The organism is Microcoleus sp. Pol8_D6, assembly GCF_036700965.1.
GTDB lineage: Bacteria > Cyanobacteriota > Cyanobacteriia > Cyanobacteriales > Microcoleaceae > Microcoleus.
This window is the reverse complement of sequence record NZ_JAUBPW010000061.1, coordinates 1-17,789: the sequence shown is the minus strand read 5'-3', so window position 1 is coordinate 17,789 and position 17,789 is coordinate 1. Positions and strand designations below refer to the sequence as shown.

The window sequence follows — 17,789 nt, the reverse complement described above, 5'->3', positions numbered from 1 at the left end:
TTTTGGCTAAAAGTTGACCGAAGATGTAGAATGAAAACAGTAATTATCTCGATATCAATACTCGGAATAATCAGCGCGATTGGCTTTGGTTTATCCACAATAGCTGAGCATAGACAAGCAGATAATTCCGTTGCTTGCACTCCTAGCGAACAACCCGATGAAAAATCGGAGACTTCGCCGCGAAAAACTTAGCGCTAAAATGGAGGCTCTGCCTCGCTTTACAGTTGTTTTTGGAGTCAAGTATTTTATTGTGAATAACACCGCAGAAATTGCTCTTTCACCGCTGACAAAAACTTCGCAGCCCCGATCGCAGCGTCCGATTTTAGCTCTGATACTGACGCTATTTGCTGCTGGTGCGGCCGGTTTGAGCGCCTACGGCTGGCGGCAGAGCGTTTTATTTCTGATTGGAGGCTTGCTGGGCGCGAGTTTGTATCATGCAAGTTTTGGCTTTGCTTCTGCTTACCGCAAATTATTTGCTGATCGCGATATTACAGGTGTTTTAGCGCACTTGTTGATGTTAGGAATTGCTACTGTACTTTTTGCTCCCGTACTTGCATCAGGAGAGGCATTCGGACACAAAATAGCCGGAGTTGTTGCGCCTGTGGGCTGGCAAAATGCGATCGGCGCTTTTCTATTCGGAATTGGAATGCAATTGGGCAGCGGCTGCGCTTGCGGCACGCTTTGGACAATTGGTGGCGGCAGCACGTCAATGCTGTTAACGCTGCTGACTTTTTGCATCGGTTCATTTGCAGGAAGTTTGACCAGACATTTGTGGCATTTGCCCTCGCTACCACCGATATCTTTAGGAAAAACTTTGGGATGGATGCCCGCAGTCATCTTGCAGCTAAGCGTATTTCTGTTAATTGCGATCGCCCTCTGGCAGTGGAATCGCACCAATGGCAAGCAACCCTTAACAGCAGATTTTATCATTAAAACTCCTCAATCTCACATCAAGAATCAATGGCTTTACGGGCCTTGGTCTCTCGCTGCCGGAGCCTTTGCCCTTGCCTTTCTCAACTGGGTAAAACTGTTAATTGACGGCAGGCCTTGGGGAGTGACTTGGGGGTTTACTTTGTGGGCCGCAGAACTTGCTAGTGCTTTCGGCTGGAATCCCGCAACTAACCCGTTTTGGAATACTCCCGACAAGTTGGAATCCTTGCAAAAAGGCATTTTTGCTGATGTTACTTCCGTGATGAATTTTGGCATTGTTTTGGGAGCAGTTTTAGCGGCGGCTTTGGCTGGCAAATTCACCGTCAAAACAAACCTGTCGTTACCCAAAGTTACAGCGGTTTTGAGCGGCGGTTTCCTGATGGGTTACGGAGCGTTGCTGGCTTTTGGCTGCAATGTCGGCGCTTTTTTTAGCGGTATTGCTTCTACCAGTTTGCACGGTTGGCTGTGGATTGCGACTGCTTTGTTGGGCAGCGTTGCGGGAATTAAATTGCGATCGCTCTTGCGACTTGAGAATTAATTTCCAACATGAATAGGCGATCGACCTGCGGGTAGTGACAAAGGCAAAGCCTTTGTCCCTACAGATGTCGCGTTTTCCCGCCAAGCGCGCCTTAAAAAATTAACTACGATTTTCCTATAAACATTTAGTATTTAACAGTGTAATGTATTAGATTAAGTAGAGAGAGGTGGCGATCGCACTCAAAGATTGATCGCCAAACTGCTAGCAAAACAGTCTCTCAATCTTGCCACTGTTGCCATTAATAAGAATTGCCACATCAGCGAAATCTTATAGATTATCCGGGCAAATCTCATCAGGCTGCATTTGCCCTATATCAAGCGCATTAAACTTAATTATGCGATCAATCGATCTGAGAAAAACCAGAGGAACTAAGAAGCATCTATGCGGAATCATCATCTCGCAGATAGTGTCTTGCAGCCATTTAAGAAAAAAACTGGTTTGCCAGTATTTTCTCTTAAATCAGCCGCTCTGTTAAAATCGTCCCTGTTCAAAGGTGACGGTGCAATCTTCGCTCAAATTCAGAATGGTCTGGGCAACAGATAATTTGTATCGAATGTGCGTTTATTAAATTTTCTCATCGACTCGTCAATAAGTTCAAAAGCAAGTGCGATTTTTGCCCTTGCTTTTTTGTTTGTGTTGATTTCTTTCTTCTCACTGCCAACAGATGCGAGATCTCGCACCTGTTGACTGCGGTTAAGTAGGTGAGTCTGGATAAACTTAACTATGACACAGCATATATCCGCCTACCTACTTAGTAGTTACTTTAAGGGGGCGGTATTGCCTGTAAAATACTCGCTCCCTGCAAAATTTGAGACTTTCGGGCTCTACCCGCTTCGGGGTGTTCCCAAGACGGTGCAAAGGGTGGAACCAAGAATGGGCAAGCTTTCCACCCACCCTGTACCCCCACGCCGAGCATCAGGCAGTTTCCGCCCCTGTGCCCGTGCTGCTCGTAATACCGACAGTGCCGACAGCTTAAACCTACATTTACGTTGCTCACGGGATTTCTCCAACCGTTTTTGTAATAAAAATATACTAACACCTGTAGATCTACCGGAATTGTGTACTATTATATAATGTACAATTTAAACTCGATCGCCAGTGGGGAATGTGGAACTATCTTCTAGAGTAGAATACGCCCTGTTAGCGCTCTTGGAATTGGCGAGTCACCACCCGAATGATTCGCCCCTAACAGTGAACGAACTTACTGCTTCTCAAGAGATACCGGAACGCTATTTAGACCAAATTCTGGCCGTGTTGCGGCGTGCAAGTATTGTCCAGAGTCTGCGGGGTGCTAAAGGCGGTTATTTGCTGGCGAAAGAGCCTTGGCAGATTACTTTGCTAGAGGTGTTTTCGAGTCTCGAAGGCGAAGGGAGCGGCAAGATCCAAAAAGTTTCGGAATCTGTAACAATAGAAAAAACTGCGGTGCTAGAAATCTGGCAGGAAGCTCAACAGGCATCTTGGGCTGTTTTGGGCAAATACACATTACAAGATTTGTGCGAACAGCGGGATGTTCGCAAACAAGCACATCCCATGTACTACATTTAATTGGAGAAAAATTAAGCCATGAAAATTGCTAAGGATGTTACAGGAATAATTGGCAGAACTCCTTTAGTTCAGCTCAACAAAATTCCCCAAGCCGAAGGAGTAGTTGCTCAAATTGTGGCCAAATTGGAAGGGATGAATCCGGCTGCTTCGGTGAAAGATCGGATTGCAGCGAGCATGATTCAGGCTGCAGAAGATGCAGGGTTAATTCAACCGGGGAAAACTATTTTAGTTGAACCGACTTCAGGAAATACTGGAATTGCTTTGGCAATGATCGCGGCGGCGAAAGGGTACAGTCTGATTTTAACAATGCCGGATACGATGAGTTTAGAGCGCCGATCAATGCTGAAAGCTTACGGAGCTCAGTTAGAATTAACTCCCGGACATGAAGGGATGTTAAGCGCGATCGCCCGTGCGGAAGAAATTGTAGAAGAAACCCCCGACGCTTTCATGCTGCAACAGTTTCGCAACCCCGCTAATCCGAAAATTCACCGGGAAACCACGGCCGAGGAAATTTGGGAAGATACAGAAGGTAAAGTAGATTTTTTAGTTGCTGGAGTTGGCACCGGCGGTACGATTACTGGAGTTGCTGAGGTAATTAAACAGCGAAAGTCGAGTTTTAGGACGATCGCAGTTGAACCCGCCACCAGCCCCGTGCTTTCTGGAGGTAAATCTGGTGCTCACAAAATTCAAGGGATTGGCGCAGGATTCATCCCAGAAGTCTTGAAACCAGAGTTAATTGATGAGGTTATCGCAGTTAGCGACGCAGATGCGATCGCCTACAGTCGCCGACTTGCCAGAGAAGAAGGATTGTTGTCAGGAATCTCTGCCGGCGCCGCTTTGTGTGCTGCAATTCAAGTCGGCCAGCGTCCCGAAAATGCTGGAAAACTGATAGTTTTTGTGCAGCCTTCTTATGGCGAACGCTACCTCAGCACAGTCTTGTTCAAAGATTTAGAATTGCCTTCAGTCCGCGAACTCGAAGCATTAGTCAGCAATTATTAATACGTAGTAGGGGCAATCCCCGTGGTTGCCCTTGCAAATTAGGGGTAGGTATTCTTGGCACTACCCCTAATTTTCAGACTTGATACAACTTCCAACTCGCCATTGCCAACATTCCGTAAATCACAAACTTTAGCGGGCGTTGAGGCATAATCTGGCAGAATTTAGCTCCTACTAAAACTCCCGGCACCGAACCCAACCAAATTGGCAATACTAAACTCCAGTCTACTGTTCCGAGGCTGAGGTGTCCCAGAGATGTAAACATCAACAAAATTGCCGCCTGCGAAATATCTGTACCCACCAATTTAGAAGTATCCAGGCGGAAAAAAGCAATCAGCAGCAGTGCAAACATCGAACCGGAAGAAACGCTAGTGATTCCCACTATGCAGCCTAAAATTGCTGCTGCACCCACAGTACAAAAACGACCATAATTAGTATTTAAGTCCCATTCAGGGGGCGAAGGTAATTTAAAATTAGGGAAAAATGTTTTGACCACTAATTGGGTCAACGATAAAGCGACAATTAGGGCGATCGCTACTCCCAGAAACCGCAGCAATATGCTGTCTAAGTCCTGATTTACGCTGGATTTGATGCAGTGTAAAATCCACACGCCAGTCAGCGAACCCGGCACGCTGCCCACAGCCAGCCACTTAACTACTTGCAAGTCGAGGGTTTTTTGCTGCCAGTGTTTGAAGCCGCCAACAACTTTCATTAATGTGGCAGCTACGACATCAGAACTAATAGCAATTGATGCTGGAATTTGGAAAACAAAAATTAACATTGGGGTGATGAGTGAGGCTCCCCCAACTCCGGTCAAACCAACGATAATGCCCACAAAAAAGCTGAGAAAGGATAGTAATAAGTAGTTCACGGTTATGCCCAAAAACTGTGTATTTAAGCGCTGGAAACCAACAAATAGATAACTTGGGTGGCTCCTGCAACACAGCTACACAGGCAAAAGATCACTCGCATTTCAATATTTACCGCTATAAATTTTGCTTTTTAACGCTTGACTTTTACGCGCGTTTAGATACAAAATTCTTGGCAATCGTAAGTAAATGCAAATAAATAAAGCTACAAAAAATGTAGTGTAAAAGCTCCCTGATTTTCTTAAATCTACCTGTGTAACTGATTGAAAATTCTAGATTTATTGAGGGTTTAGATTCTACTTTCTACCTGGAAGTAACGATCGTCATAGGTAAAGTAGAGCTGAGGTTAACCGACTGCTTGCCGGCAAATAAATCAGGAGTATCGAGAACATTAAAATGAATCAATGCCACAATGACAATAGTGAAGACTGTTGAGGAAACTAAACCCGTCAATAACTCTTTTTTGAGGTTTTTTTCCTTGGGTTTGTCGGCCAAAACATCTAAAGTTCCTAGCTGCATCAACAGAATTCCCGCAATATTGGAAAGCCAGTAGCCGACAATTGTGCAAGGAAACAGTAAATCTGGGGAAAGCCAACTAAAGATATACCCAAAGGCGTAGGCAATTGGCAGATTGAAAAATATGTCGTTCCACCAACACAGCGGTGATAGCAAATATCCAATTGCCAGAAGCAACCCGCCTCGGATTTTTTTAAACCAGACTTCCTTCAAGCCCTTAGCTGCTGGCAACTGTTGGGTGAGTTGTCCGGCAAGCTGGTACTCTTCAATGACTTTTTTAGCGTTTTCCACTTTAATAGCTCATTACTCGATCGACTTACCGTAGTTTAACAGCAAAGCTGAGTTATGTCTAGTAAGTCAATCGACTTACCGTATTTTGTTGGCGATCGGCTGAATATACTTTGTTTTTGGTAGAAAAATATCTATCCGGGAGGGGTTGTTGAGAATACTGCCTGGTGTGAGTTTAGGCTGCGATCGAGAAATTGAAAGCTTCAGGCAAATGCTTGACAGTTTGCCAAAGATATGCAACATCGATACCCCAGTAAAATTGCAGGTAAACGAGCAAAAGCCCGATCGCGACTGTCACGCCTAGCAATTTAGGGACTATTTTCGCGACCGTCTCCAGCACTACGAATGCGGCCCAAATAGCAGCACCTAAGATGAGAATGGAAGCACTCGTGGCAACTATATCGCTATTCATGATTAACTCCTGTTGACAATCAATCGGGTATTACAAAACTACTTGGGCTCAGGGCGGTTGCCAAAATTGAATAAATTACTCCAATTCCCAATAAGCCCACAGCGGAACTGAAAAATAAAACCATGGCGTCTGGGGGATTGTAGGTATCGTGGTCAATTTGGTGGCGAACGGTGAAGTAGTGCTTAGTTGAGATTAAGACTGTCACCCAACCTATTAGAGAGAAGATTAAACCCAACTTCCACCCCATCGCCTGACGGTAATGTACGGGCATTTGCACGACGCGAAGTCGGATGATGACGACGCCAAAAGCCATGAGGGCGATTGCGGCCCGCATCCATGCTAAGAAGGTGCGCTCATTTGCCGATCGATCGATCACCCGCGACAGATTGGGCTGCTTTGGTTTCTCATCATCTACTTGCATCGGTTGGAACGATAATTGCACGCGATCGAACTCTTTAATATTCATATTAAACGGCCACCATTATTCAGGTGCCATCAAACCTTCTAAGCTAGAAGGAACGGTGAACATATAATAAATTACCCCAGCGCCTAAAATGGCGATCGCCAGACTGAAAAGAATTACCCAGCGATCCGTAGGTTCATAAGTATCGTAATCGATATCGTGGCGGACGCCGAAGTAGTGCTTAGTTGAGAATAACACCGTCAGCAAACCCACTGCTGAAAAAAGCAAACCCAACTTCCAACCATTGCCGGGAGTTGGCAGCAGAGGGGCATGGAAGGTGCGAAGACGGACGATAACTACGCCAAAACCCATCAGCGATATTGCTGTCCGCATCCATGCTAAATAAGTGCGCTCGTTTGCCAAGTGATCCCGCACCCGCGACGGATTTGGTCGCCTAATCTTTTCTGTATTTACTTTCGTGGATTTCCAATTTAATAGCATAGATTAGCCTTTTAAGATTAACTCCAAATATGAAGGTAAACTGATATATTTCCGCTGGGACGATTATCCGCCGGGGATCTATCCCCGGCGGGTTGTTGCGTTGGAACAGGCTTTACACAGCCGATCGCATTACAACTTCATCAAAACTAATCATTTTCCTCAGTTGGTGCGTTGGGAACTTGCGTATCTATGTAAGCCTGAGTCACATCAGGAACAAACCAATTCGCATCCCCAGGCTGGAAAACCTTAGCAGTAGGAACGTTGAATTCTACAGCCCCCGTATCGGGATTAGCTCTGGCTACAACTTGAGTTCCGTCAACTATCTTAACAGCTATACCGCCCGTCAATTCTTCTGAAGGTTGATCGGTAGTTCTTAAATCGGTTGCTTTGATATCGCTGGGTAGATAAATTCCATCGCAATCCCATTTATGTTCAGTTGTTTGGCCGTCAGCTAGAAAATAAAGGGCATTCTCGTAAGTAGAAGAAGCAGCTTTTTTGCCTTTCGGGCCGTAGACAGCCAGGGTTTTTCCTGTCTCGTTGCGGCACTGACCCCAAGGTTTTCCCGTTTCTAAAGTGTATTTTTGAAACTCCAATTGAGCGATTTTTTGCTGAAGTTGCTCAGGGGTATAAGTCTGGGCGGTATCGGGTGCATCTTTCGCTGTCCTGAGAGTGTTTAGAGCTTGAGTCACCTCTATGTAGTCGGGATTGCTCGCATATTTCGGCGTTTTTGGAGCGTCGGCCCAGGAGGGGGGAACGAATACTAAATTGGCGGTCATTACTAAGAGCACTAAAACAAATTTGAAGATTTTCACAATTTTTGTCCTTTTCTAGATTGTCAGGTTTTTTTCAACTTTCTGTTTGCTTGCTATCTTAAGACTTAGGCAAAAACGAACTCTCTTTAACTGGTTGGCCTGAGAAACCAAATTTTGCAGAATCGAAAATTCGGGTTTTTTAGGATTATACCTATTGTCAAAGTCGATCGGTGTGGGGTAGTGGCAAAGTGTTCGGGCGATATTTTAAGGATTCCTCCTCAAGTTTTTAGCTGAGTTGGATTCACCACTACAGGATTTAGTGAAATGACAGGTATATTCTTGCCTAAGTCTGGCAACTTGCTAGCTCACAAAATGGCTTGAACTTTCGTAAAAATTCGAGGCTAAATTAGTTTGAAGCTGCTTTTAGCTCGGTTAATTAGTTCATTATTAACTTAGCATATTTTGTGATCTATGGCAAGTAATTTAGACACCATTTTAAGAAAACAATTGGTAAGGTAAAACTGATGAGTTGTAAATTATAAACCTCGGAAAAGTTATCTACCTAGAGAGGGATGTAAGTAGCGGAACCGAAGCTAATTTTTAGTTAAATTGAAATGCCGGGAGCAGGCGATAAGTACCGCTTTCAATCAGAATGAATATTCCCAAGCCAATCAATACAAAAGGGACAACAGCCTTGGTATAGCGAGTCAAAAGAGGGGCGATCGCCCTGTGACGAGTTAACCAGTAAGCGGCATAAGACCAAACACCTACCATCACCGAGAAAACCGCCAAAATCACCATCAAGCTCGGCAAATTGCTGCTAGCAAACAGTGGCAAATAAATGCCGATGTTGTCTCCCCCGTTCGCCACTGTTACCGCAGCCACATTCAAAGTTTGGGGATTGAAAAGATTTGCTAGTTTTGATAGCACAGATGAGTTAGATTGACGGTTAAATTCGCCCGATACGGCTTGTACGTCATTTTCCTCATTTTCTCTCTTGACTAAGTGACTGAGGCCGATCGCGATCGGAACCAAACCCAGCAAGCCAATCCAAGCTTTCGGAACAATTAAGCCGCCAAAAAAACCGGGCAAACTAGCAGCGATGAGTGCTGCAAATCCGAGGTACTTACCGAAAAAGATATGCCGGGGGCGGAAAGTATCATTTACCTGGGCGAAGAACAGCATCGAAATCACCATATCGTCGATATTGGTTGCGGCAAAAGATGTCATCCCGGCAATAATCGCTGCTGCAATCCAATTCATGTGCTGTCCCTTAAACTTTTCTCAACTTCAGGTTCGCTGGCATTACTTCTGCTCATAGTTATCAAGCAGAAACAGCAACCAACTAAAGATATTATACTTAAAGTTGGACTAGCCAGAGTGCCACTTTTGACCAGAATCGCCATTCCCAATCCAATCAAAACAAAAGGCACAAGCTGATTGCCGTAGCGAGTCAAATTATCCGCAATCGCCCGCATCTGAATTAACCGATAAGCAGCGTAGCACCAAACGCCCACCATCCCGAAGAATACAGTGAGAACCACCGCCAAACCTTCTAGAGTATTGCTAGCAAAAAGCGGCATATATATCCCGATATTGTCGCCCCCATTTGCCACCGTCACCGCTGCTACGCTGTAAGTTTGAGGAGACAAAAAACTTCTAAAAAAAGATTTCTCAGATTGCTCTACTTCTGCCTCAACTTCGGAATCGTCGGTTTCTGGATTCAGCAAGCGGCTAAGCCCGATCGCAATTGGCAGCAAACCCAGCATTCCGATCCAATCTGGCGGAAATATTAAGCTGCCAAAAAAGCCGGGAAGGCTAACCAAAACCAGTGCAGTAAAGCCCAGAAACTGACCGAAGACGATATGCCTGCGCCGAAATACTGCATTTACCTGCGAGAAAAACAGCAGCAGAATCAGAATATCGTCTAGATTCGTAGCAGTAAAAGCTGTTATTGCCGTAGAAAATGCTGTTAGTAATTCATTCATTTCTGTGTCTCCTCAGATTTTTTATTTCGTTGTACTTGCTGGGATCGTATCTTCGGAACGGGCTCTCCGGCTCGTTCCACAAAAATTAAATTTTATTGCGAGCTATTGAGCTGAGCACTGCCCTTGAAATGCTGATTGACAATTCTGCAATATCTCAGTAAAAACCCAGTTGCTTAAAAACTCTTTCTCCGAACAGCGAACGGGTAACTGCTAATCAAAAACGCTCACTGTCAAAGGGGACGGCTTTCAATCGAACACCGCCGTAAATTGCATTTTCTTCCTCGAACTTGGCATGAATTGCGTCAATACCCTGCTGCATCGAGCCCGCGAGTTCAGGAGAACGCAGGCGCTGCCAGAAAAACCATCCGCAAGTAACCACCAAGTACATCAAGAACAAGTAAGGAAACGCATCGTAAGGAGCTTCTGGAGGTGGGAACATAGTGCTGCCGGGAATGCCCACGCTGCCCGCAATCGGAATCATCATAAATGCGATCGCCACCACGGAGAACAGCACATCTCGCACACGCAATTTACCAATTTTGTGCAGGTACACCGGGGCGGCGATCGAAATTAAGACGTACACGGTTAAAAATCCGTAGCTGCAAATTGCCCCCAAATAACCCATACAATCGAACAGTTTGATGTTAAACATAGACATCACAGCAGGCACTAAAAATGTCAGAAATGTACACATCGTTACTGCAACGTGGGGAGTTTTATTAGACGAATGGGCTACACCTAATGAAGAGTGAAACAAACCGTGCCTCGCCATCATAAAAAACACTCTCGCCGCTGGATTGATGCTGCCGAGTACGCAAGCAAAAAAGCTAAATAAAGCGCCGAAAGCCACTAACTCTCCCAGCCAACCCATGCCCACTTGTTGCGCGAGAAAACTCAGAGGTTCTTCAGTATGAGTAATAGAAACTCCAGTACCGCTAAAACCCAAAACCTCAATATAGGTCATCAAAATGAAGAATAAGCCTGCCATCACAGCACTGCCCATGACAGCCCTGGGGATATTTTTTAAGGGTTTTTTCGCTTCGTCGCCCAGAGATGTCGCACTTTCAAAGCCAGAGAAACCAAACATTACTAAGACAAGTCCCGTCGCTATGTTCCCCGGAGTTACGCCTTCCAAAGTCAGTTGGGACATATCCAGGGCAAAACCTTTGTGCGCCCAGATGATCATTCCTAAAAGTGCGATCGCCGCCACTGATGCTCCCTCCAGCCACAGCATCGCCATAGCTGAGAGTTGGATATCTTTATAACCTGCATACCAAGCAACCCCGGCCCCAATCGATAACAGCGTAATCGGTGACGGATGGATGCCTAAATGACCGATGAAAGTACCCGTAAAGTTGGCAAAACCACACAAAACGGCCATCGCAGTAAATAGATAAGCCAGTACCAAACTCCAGCCGCAAATTACGCCGGCCGTCGGGCCTAGTCCTTTAACAATATAAGAATAAAGAGAACCGGCAGAAGCCGATCTGCTGGCAAATTGGTTGATATTGATGCTGACAAATACTAGGCCGATCAAGCCGATCGCAAAACTCAGCCAAGCCCCGTTACCCGAAAGAGCGACGATTAAACCTATATTAGATGCGGGTATAGTTGTAGGTGCAATGACGGCAAAGGATTGAGCTAAAACCTCCCCGAAGGATAGGCAGTCCGGCTTTAAGCCGTGGGTACTGTGATTTTTTGGCGTTTTCTTGGTCATTTATCTTCTCTCTTTTTGTCGATCGACTTTTGGCGATCGGCTTAAACTTGTCGGTGCTGCTTCAGCGTCGGGCTCTGCGTTAAAAGCTTAAGTATCACCTTAAGGCTCTTGACAGGTAGAATCAAATGGTCTTTTTTATCGAATTAATAAATACAAGTGATGCAGTGCCGTGGCAAAAGAACTGTTGGAAGACGAGACCTATCTGTCGCCACCAGCCCAAACCCTTGATGTTAAAAGGAAAATTTAAATAGCGGCTGACAACCGTGCTTTTTGGGGAATTCCAGCCTGTACCAGAGACTCGATCGAAAAGTTCAGGTCAAAGTTTAGCCGCCAGAGATTTTAATGTCAAAAAATAACTGTATTTAGTAAAAGGGTACTCAGCATGGCCGGAATGACGCTTGATCAACTGCGAGTTTTTCTAGCTGTCGCGGAACACCTGCACTTCAGCCGCGCAGCGGAAGAACTTTACATCACGCAACCCGCTGTCAGCGCGGCAATCCAAAGCTTAGAGGCGCAATACGGAGTAAAACTATTTCACCGCATCGGCCGCCGCATCGAAATCACAGATGCTGGGAAGTTGCTGCAAGTTGAAACTCAGAAAATTCTCGACCAAGTTGCTTTGACTGAGAGAGGTTTGCGGGAGTTGAATGACTTGCAGCGAGGCGAATTAAACTTGGGTTGTAGTCTGACAATTGGCAATTATTGGTTGCCTGATAAAATTAGCAAGTTTAAACAGAAATATCCTGGTATTTGCGTGAATTGTACTTTGGCAAATGCCGAAGAAATTTGTGCGGGGACGGCCACAGGAACATTTGATTTGGGTTTAGTGACGGGAGACATCAAAGCTTCGCTTAAAATCACTCTGGAAGAAGAAGTTGTAGGCAGCGAACGCTTGCTGATTGTAGTTGGCAAATCTCACCCTTGGTTTGAACGAACATATGTGAGTTTAGGGGAAATTGCGAAAACGGATTGGGTGATGCGAGAAGCTGGTTCTGGAGTTCAGCAAATGTTGGAACAAGCTTTGCAAAGTTGGGGCATTAATCCAAATGAATTAAATGTAACTTTAGTTTTGAATAGCAGCGAAATGGTAAAAGCCGTGGTGGAAAGCGGCACAGGTGCAGCGGCTATTCCTGAATTGATGGTAAAAAAAGAATTGCAGCTATCTACACTGCGATCGATTAAAATTATAGATAGCCAACCAAGTTCTAATGTAGGTATGGAAATAATTAAACCTGTTTTAAAACTGAAGCACCGACAGCGTTTTCAAACTAGAATTACTAAAGCTTTTGAACAGATATTAACTTAAGGTGCTGGTAATTGGTAATTCAGGACTGCCGCACGAATACTCAAGAAAGCGGGTTTTTTACCCACATAAAAAGCTAAACTCCCTGTATTTTCGTAAAGAAACCCGGTTTCTGGCAACCCCTGCATCTAGGATTATAATTATCTCTCAACCAATTTCCTTAAGTCCAATAAATTTTTACCCCCATCACCAATAATCAGCGGCAATTTCCCATCCCATTTTTCTATAGCCTGCCTTTCCAAAAGTTCCGGAGTCAAATTGTCCCGCAGCAACCTTTGCACTTCGGCTTCTCCCTTGGCTAAATTCACCTTAGCGTCCGCCTGTTTTGCTGCTTTCAGCGCTAAAAACTCCCCTCTTTTTGCCTCCTGTTCGGCAATTTGTTTCGCCTCCACTGCCTCGCTAAACCGCTCAGAAAAGTGAACGTGTACTAAAGAAACATCGTCAACGGCAATGTGATATGTAACCAGCCTCAAGGTCAAAGAATCATCAACTGCGGCTTTAACTTCTCCCCGTTTAGTAATAATTTCTTCCGCCGTGTATTTTGCCATAACTGCTTTTAATACTTCTTCAACTGCCGGATCGATAATGCGATCAATAACTTCTCTTTCGTCACCTATTTGTTGAAAAATAGCATTTGCTTCTGCTGGTATAATATGCCAATTGAGCGCTACATCCGTGAAAACATCTTGCAAATCTTTTGAGGAAGCTTCAGCGGAAATTTCCTGTTTTTGTACCCTAACAGTCAACTTTTTTACAGTATAAACTGTGGGAAATATTACGTGAATTCCTTCTTCGAGTACCTGTTCTTGCACTTTGCCAAACTGCATCAGCACGCCCCGTTCTCCAGCGTTGACAATGACAAAAAATCTGGACAAAATAGCTAAAAAAACTATCACGAGAGCTAGTTGAACAGCTCGGTAAAAATCTTTATTTTTTTTATTGCTTGATTTGAGTGAGTCAACGTTACTGCTAGATTCTCCCACCATAAGCCACCCCGACGATCGCACTTAATTATAGGACAAATATTGACTTAATAAATATTTTATTTTCCTGCCACCAACAACTGTTCAAAATCCGCTGCCGCCAAAGGAGGACTGAACAAATATCCTTGCATTATATCGCACTTATAGCGCCAGAGAAAATCTTTTTCTGCTTCTGTTTCAACTCCTTCGGCAATTACCTCAAGACAGAGACTGTGCGCCATTTCAATAATAGCTTTCACAATCGCTGCATTGGTGCAACCATCGGTGATATTGCTGATAAAACAGCGGTCTATTTTTAAAGTATCGAAGGGGTATTGCGTCAGATAGCTTAAAGAAGAATACCCCGTTCCGAAATCGTCAAGAGATATACAAACTCCCAAATTTTTCAAGTGTTGCAAAGTGGAGATCGCACTTTCGGCATCTTCTACCATCAAACTTTCTGTCAGCTCTAATTCCAAACTGCTCGCTTGCAAACCAGTTTCTGCTAAAATTTGGGCAACTCTGCTGCTGAGATCCGGTTGGTGAAATTGGCGCGGCGACAGGTTCACCGCTACCCGCAGCCCCGAAAAACCAGCATTTTGCCACACTTGCATTTGCTTGCAAGCTGTCTGCAAAACCCACTCGCCTAACTCTACAATGAAGCCAGTTTCTTCGGCATGGGGAATAAATTCGGCGGGTGAAATCAGCCCTTTTTCTGGATGTAGCCAGCGCACTAAAGCTTCTGCGCTCATAATTTTACCTGTCTGGACATTGACTTGCGGCTGATAGTAAACTTGGAATTCTTCTCGTTCCAGTGCGTCGCGCAAACTTGTTTTTATCTGCTCTAATTTGTCGGTGGCATCTTGGTTAAATTCGCTGCTTGGCGAGCGTAAACTATTGTACTGTTCGGCGACAGCTTCTTGTTTTTTCAAGCGGCTCGATATCGCGCCCACAAGTTCAGCTTTACTAAAAGGTTTAGTCAAGTAATCATCTGCTCCCAATTCCATACCTTGCCGCATTTCAGAGCGATCGGCTTTACCGGTGAGAAAAACAAAAGGTACTGTAGCAGTAACAGGATTAGATCGCAAGGCCATCAGCACCCCATACCCGTCAAGTTCTGGCATCATCACGTCGCAAATAATCACATCGGGAAGATTTGATACCGCCGCATATAAACCTTTTGCTCCATTTTCTGCACCCGTCACGTCGAAACCTTCAGCTTTGAGGAGTTTGAGAATATTCTCCCGAATTACTTGCTCGTCCTCAATCACTAGAATCTTTTTCATACGTCATTCCCTGAAAGCGACATAATTGATAGGCGTTACTGAACGCGATCAGCGTGGCAATAACTGAGAACGCACAGCTCGATCGGCCCAACAGCCGAATATTTTCCGATACAAATAGCAAACGCCTGAAAAACTAATTTTTCAAGCACAACTAGATTAATGTTTCTCTGTTTAGTCAGTGCCGTCCGTATTATTACGAGGTTAATTAATAATCTCTCAACTAATTCTAGGCGATCGATAGTTAGCAGCGCCTTAAATAACTGCTAAACTAATTGTGCCACCTGAACGATTGTCTGCAAACAATCTCAGCCTATTTATACCAGTTGCCAAAAATAATGCAACTGCAAGCAAGTTCCAAACCCTTGCGGAGTCAGTCTTCCCCATTCTTCAATGTAAAATCTCAACTTTTAAATCTCAAATGGTATTACCTACTGGATTCCCTGAACCCGCACAGATTGGGGTCATAGAAGTTAAGCAATATCCTCACTACCGCGCTGTCACCTACACCCACGCGGGCGATTTGCGACAAGCAACTGGCATCGCCTTCAATCCCTTATTTCAACACATCAGCAACAACCAAATTGCGATGACAACGCCAGTAGAAGCGCGCTACACCGAAACTTCCGGGCAAATCGATGCAGTTCCCCAAGCAGAAGTTTCGTTCCTCTATCCCGAACCAAATATCGCCCCCAGCAGCGTTAACTCCGCTGTAGAAGTCACAGATACTTCTCCGATGACAGTTGTCAGCATCGGCGTGCGCGGGGCCTACACTTGGGAAAGCTACGAAAACAACCTCCAGAAACTCAAAGATTGGCTTCAAGAACATCCCGAATACGAAATAGTCGGGCCGCCGCGCCGCTTTTTTTACAATTCCCCGATGACGCCGGAAGCAACTAAAATCAGCGAGGTACAAATTCCGATCAAGTGCCGCTGACGTGAACAACTAATTCGCGAATGTGACCCCGCTGGCGGTGTTCCCACAGGTAAATTCCCTGCCAAGTTCCTAACAGCAACCTGCCGCGATCGATCGGGATTTGTTCGGAAGTGTGAGTCAGCGCAGTGCGAATGTGGGCTGGCATATCATCTGGGCCTTCCGCATCGTGAATGTAGCGATCGCCCTCCGGTACCAGTTTAGCCAAAAAGTTAGCCAAATCCTTAAGTACATCCGGGTCAGCATTTTCTTGAATCACCAAACTAGCAGAAGTATGGCGCAAAAATAAACTACAAAGTCCCGTTTTAATACCTGAATTCGCCACCACATCTTCTATCTTAGGAGTGATTTTGCACAGAGATTTCCCTGTAGTTTGAATCTTGAGTATCTGTTGATAGTGATTCATTCGATTTTAGCTTTTAGATTTTGGATGAGACTGATGCAAAAGCCTTCTGTCGGCGGAGGTAGACTTTGTTTGTGTAAGATCGATTTCTAATCGCACTTATGAAAAATAGTCTACAACAGCTTGGGCGATCGCCTCCGTACCATTTTTATCCAATTTATCCGACAAACAGGGCGGATGCAGCGGTTGTCGCAAAAACTCCCAATCCCCCTCAAAAAACTCCGTCGCCGTCAAGATTTGATGTTCCGCATAATTTTGAATCCCTTCCAGCAACACCGCAGCTTCTGCAAAACCTTCTCTCATTATAGAAACAATAGGTATTTCCAAGCGCAAAGCTTCCGCAAAAGTGCTGTATCCCGGTTTAGAAACTAAGCGCCCGCAGACAGGCATAATATCAACCGGACGCGGTAAAATCGGGAAAGATTGTGCAAACTCCTGATTTTTGACATAAATCAAATTCGGCAAATCGGGAGCTCCCGCATCAAAAGTAATAAATTGCCAGTCGCTAAATAGCTGTAAATTTTGATAAGGAATTTCTTCTAAACCCAATCCGCCGAAAGTCAACAATACAGTTTTTTCCAGCGGTGTTTCGATGCCGAATACTTCCCGAACCTGGTCGTTACTGTAGCGAGGATTGCCGCCAGTCAAGCCCACATCTTGAATATTGGGGAAAGCTGCCATCGGTTCGTGCAAAGGAAGACGAAAAAGCCGATCGCACATTCCGAAACATTCACCAATCCAATCTGCCATTTCTAGAAATTCCCCGCCCCAATCGCGATAGATAAAATCCCACCCAAAATTGCTCATCATCCAGCAAGGAACCCCAGCCGAGGCCGCCATCCGCGTTGCCAAAGGAGGAATGTCTGCCAGCACCAAACCCACCCGATTTTGATTGATAAAATTAACTTCGCTCGCAATTAGGGAATTTTGCTTTTTCCGAATTTCCCGTAATTTTTCCAGCGTTGCGTCTTTATCCATATTCAAACTGTCAGCTTGCACGACACCCACATCAAAAGCGCGGGGACGGTGGATAAAGTCGCCACCAATATAACATTCTAGCAGCCAGCGAGGTGCTGTTGTTGTAATAATTAGTAAGATATCTGGATTTAATTCTTGAACTTTTGCAGCTACGGACGCAACTCGGACAGCGTGGCCGAATCCGTGATTCGTGATGGCAATATATAATGTTGGTCGAGACATTGATAATTGGGAATTGGGAATTAGGAATTGGGAATTGGGAATTGAGCATCGGGGATCGGGAATTGCGGTAGAGACTGGAAGGCAACAATGCCAAGCTTCAAGCGACGCACCACCAACAATTACACAATTAATAACTAATGACTAATGACTAAGCGGTTGTGTATTTAACTTGTATAGCCATCCTAAATCATTTGTGAATTTCTTACTCCCTCCCCTTGATAAGGGGAGGGTTGGGGTGGGGTCAAAAAT

Annotated in this window: 19 protein-coding genes; 5 read left to right on the top strand and 14 right to left on the bottom strand. The window is 44.9% G+C overall.

The features are described from left to right. The first annotated feature begins 157 nt into the window (after positions 1 to 157). Complete coding sequence (locus QUA10_RS21760) at positions 158 to 1,468, top strand: YeeE/YedE family protein (RefSeq protein WP_333083959.1); 1,311 nt, start codon at positions 158 to 160, stop codon at positions 1,466 to 1,468. Between the two features lie 763 nt (positions 1,469 to 2,231). Here the strand turns inward: QUA10_RS21760 and QUA10_RS21755 are convergent. Next, the gene (locus QUA10_RS21755) at positions 2,232 to 2,465 is read right to left on the bottom strand and encodes a hypothetical protein (RefSeq protein ID WP_333083960.1); all 234 of its coding nucleotides are present in this window, start codon (positions 2,463 to 2,465) and stop codon (positions 2,232 to 2,234) included. Between the two features lie 110 nt (positions 2,466 to 2,575). Between QUA10_RS21755 and QUA10_RS21750 the strand changes: the two genes are divergently transcribed. After that, a complete protein-coding gene (locus tag QUA10_RS21750; protein ID WP_333083961.1) occupies positions 2,576 to 3,013 on the top strand; it encodes an Rrf2 family transcriptional regulator in 438 nt (145 codons plus the stop codon). Positions 3,014 to 3,031: 18 nt separating this feature from the next. Continuing rightward, the gene (gene cysK, locus QUA10_RS21745) at positions 3,032 to 4,012 is read left to right on the top strand and encodes a cysteine synthase A (RefSeq protein WP_333083962.1); all 981 of its coding nucleotides are present in this window, start codon (positions 3,032 to 3,034) and stop codon (positions 4,010 to 4,012) included. A 73-nt stretch (positions 4,013 to 4,085) separates the two neighbouring features. Here the strand turns inward: cysK and QUA10_RS21740 are convergent, their stop codons facing one another. The 9 genes from QUA10_RS21740 to QUA10_RS21700 form a co-directional block, all read right to left on the bottom strand. Next, entirely contained in the window at positions 4,086 to 4,880 is a 795-nt protein-coding gene (locus tag QUA10_RS21740; protein ID WP_333083963.1) for a sulfite exporter TauE/SafE family protein, read from the bottom strand. A 301-nt stretch (positions 4,881 to 5,181) separates the two neighbouring features. Next, entirely contained in the window at positions 5,182 to 5,685 is a 504-nt protein-coding gene (locus tag QUA10_RS21735) for a hypothetical protein (RefSeq protein WP_333083964.1), read from the bottom strand. A 172-nt stretch (positions 5,686 to 5,857) separates the two neighbouring features. Continuing rightward, positions 5,858 to 6,094 (bottom strand): hypothetical protein, encoded by a 237-nt coding sequence (locus QUA10_RS21730; RefSeq protein WP_333083965.1) that lies wholly within the window; start codon positions 6,092 to 6,094, stop codon positions 5,858 to 5,860. Between the two features lie 19 nt (positions 6,095 to 6,113). Continuing rightward, positions 6,114 to 6,560 (bottom strand): DUF202 domain-containing protein, encoded by a 447-nt coding sequence (locus QUA10_RS21725; protein ID WP_333083966.1) that lies wholly within the window; start codon positions 6,558 to 6,560, stop codon positions 6,114 to 6,116. 15 nt (positions 6,561 to 6,575) lie between these two features. Further along, entirely contained in the window at positions 6,576 to 6,998 is a 423-nt protein-coding gene (locus QUA10_RS21720) for a YidH family protein (RefSeq protein WP_333083967.1), read from the bottom strand. Between the two features lie 146 nt (positions 6,999 to 7,144). Continuing rightward, positions 7,145 to 7,810: a hypothetical protein gene (locus QUA10_RS21715; RefSeq protein ID WP_333083968.1), complete on the bottom strand. Its 666-nt coding sequence runs from the start codon at positions 7,808 to 7,810 to the stop codon at positions 7,145 to 7,147. 540 nt (positions 7,811 to 8,350) lie between these two features. After that, positions 8,351 to 9,013, bottom strand: coding sequence for a cadmium resistance transporter (locus QUA10_RS21710; RefSeq protein ID WP_333083969.1), 663 nt, complete (start codon positions 9,011 to 9,013; stop codon positions 8,351 to 8,353). Then, positions 9,010 to 9,738 carry a cadmium resistance transporter gene (locus tag QUA10_RS21705; RefSeq protein ID WP_333083970.1) on the bottom strand — a complete coding sequence of 243 codons (729 nt, stop codon included), beginning with the start codon at positions 9,736 to 9,738 and terminating at the stop codon, positions 9,010 to 9,012. Before QUA10_RS21705 ends, QUA10_RS21710 begins: the two co-directional genes overlap by 4 nt. 214 nt (positions 9,739 to 9,952) lie before the next feature. Beyond that, positions 9,953 to 11,455, bottom strand: a complete 1,503-nt coding sequence (locus QUA10_RS21700) for an APC family permease (RefSeq protein WP_333083971.1) — start codon at positions 11,453 to 11,455, stop codon at positions 9,953 to 9,955. A gap of 391 nt (positions 11,456 to 11,846) precedes the next feature. Here QUA10_RS21700 and QUA10_RS21695 point away from each other — a divergent pair, with 391 nt between their 5' ends. Further along, a complete protein-coding gene (locus tag QUA10_RS21695; protein ID WP_333083972.1) occupies positions 11,847 to 12,761 on the top strand; it encodes a LysR family transcriptional regulator in 915 nt (304 codons plus the stop codon). A 137-nt stretch (positions 12,762 to 12,898) separates the two neighbouring features. Here QUA10_RS21695 and QUA10_RS21690 read toward each other — a convergent pair whose 3' ends face one another. Further along, positions 12,899 to 13,744, bottom strand: coding sequence for a prohibitin family protein (locus QUA10_RS21690; RefSeq protein WP_333083973.1), 846 nt, complete (start codon positions 13,742 to 13,744; stop codon positions 12,899 to 12,901). A gap of 56 nt (positions 13,745 to 13,800) precedes the next feature. Next, positions 13,801 to 15,006, bottom strand: coding sequence for an EAL domain-containing response regulator (locus QUA10_RS21685; RefSeq protein ID WP_333083974.1), 1,206 nt, complete (start codon positions 15,004 to 15,006; stop codon positions 13,801 to 13,803). Positions 15,007 to 15,424: 418 nt separating this feature from the next. On the opposite strand from QUA10_RS21685, the gene QUA10_RS21680 reads away from it, so the two are divergent. Further along, complete coding sequence (locus tag QUA10_RS21680; RefSeq protein WP_333083975.1) at positions 15,425 to 15,940, top strand: heme-binding protein; 516 nt, start codon at positions 15,425 to 15,427, stop codon at positions 15,938 to 15,940. Here the strand turns inward: QUA10_RS21680 and QUA10_RS21675 are convergent. After that, positions 15,927 to 16,343: a secondary thiamine-phosphate synthase enzyme YjbQ gene (locus tag QUA10_RS21675; RefSeq protein ID WP_333062634.1), complete on the bottom strand. Its 417-nt coding sequence runs from the start codon at positions 16,341 to 16,343 to the stop codon at positions 15,927 to 15,929. The genes QUA10_RS21680 and QUA10_RS21675 overlap by 14 nt on opposite strands. A 96-nt stretch (positions 16,344 to 16,439) precedes the next feature. After that, the gene (locus tag QUA10_RS21670; protein ID WP_333083977.1) at positions 16,440 to 17,540 is read right to left on the bottom strand and encodes a glycosyl transferase; all 1,101 of its coding nucleotides are present in this window, start codon (positions 17,538 to 17,540) and stop codon (positions 16,440 to 16,442) included. Between the last annotated feature and the right edge of the window lie 249 nt (positions 17,541 to 17,789).